The sequence below is a fragment of the Streptomyces sp. NEAU-YJ-81 genome (assembly GCF_017592595.1).
In the GTDB taxonomy this organism is placed as follows: domain Bacteria; phylum Actinomycetota; class Actinomycetes; order Streptomycetales; family Streptomycetaceae; genus Streptomyces; species Streptomyces hygroscopicus_B.
Genome location: NZ_JAGFNO010000121.1, coordinates 1 through 1,008, shown reverse-complemented (window position 1 = coordinate 1,008; position 1,008 = coordinate 1). Strand labels below are relative to the sequence as shown.

The window sequence follows — 1,008 nt, the reverse complement described above, 5'->3', positions numbered from 1 at the left end:
GGTGTTTCAGGGGGTGCGGGCGGCGTGGCGGTTGGATGGTGCGGTGTATGCGGAGGTGGCGCTGCCGGAGGAGCATCGGGTCCGGGCGGCGGGGTTCGGACTGCATCCGGCACTTCTCGACGCGGCCCTGCACGCGGCCGCGTTCCAACACCGTGCGGAACGCGCCGACCAGCGGACAGCTCTTCCCTTCGTCTGGCGCCATGTGGCGCTGTACGCCACGGGTGCCACGGCCTTGCGGGTACGGGTGGTCCCCACCGGAGAGGACACCCTGACCCTGGACCTGGCCGATGAGTCCGGTGCCCCGGTGGCTTCGGTGGGCTCGATGGTGTCCCGCCCGGTCGAGCCCGGGCAGTTCAAGACCGCCTCGACACACGACCGTCTGCTCCGTCCGACATGGGAGGAGACGGCGTTGACGCCGGACGGCACCCCACTGAACACGGTGCGGGTGACCACGGCCGAGGACGTACGCGCACTGGCCGAGCGCGGCGGCCCGTTCGACGCCGTGACCGTCGAGGTGACCGACACCGGAGACGTACGTGAGCTGACCGGCCGCGTACTGGAGGTTGTCCAGGCGTGGTCGACCGAACCAGTGCTGGACAGCACGCGGATGGTCGTGCTGACCACAGGCGCGGTCGCCGTCGACCCGGGTGAGCGGGTTGACCCTGCCGTCGCCGCCGTATGGGGACTGATCGGCACCGCGCAGTCGGAGAACACCGGGCGCATCCTGCTGGTGGACATCGACAACGAGACGTCCTCGTACGCGACGCTGAGCACTCTCGTCCCCGCCCTGTTCGCCGCCGATGAGACCCAGGCAGCGGTCCGCTCGGGAGCGTGTTTCCTGCGGCGCCTCACCCGTGTTGTGGAGGTGCCCGAGGCCGGGGCGGGTGGTGTTGGCGGCGTGCGTTCTGGTGGGACGGTGTTGGTGACGGGTGGTACGGGGGCGTTGGGTGCGGTGGTGGCGCGGCATCTGGTGGCGGTGCATGGGGTGCGGAGTCTGGTGTTGGCGAG

At 70.5% G+C, this 1,008-nt stretch carries 1 protein-coding gene; it reads left to right on the top strand.

Annotated features, from left to right (window positions below):
* Positions 1 to 43: 43 nt before the first annotated feature.
* A partial coding sequence (locus J5X86_RS50190; RefSeq protein WP_308125003.1) for a polyketide synthase dehydratase domain-containing protein occupies positions 44 to 1,008 on the top strand: 965 nt, incomplete at its 3' end.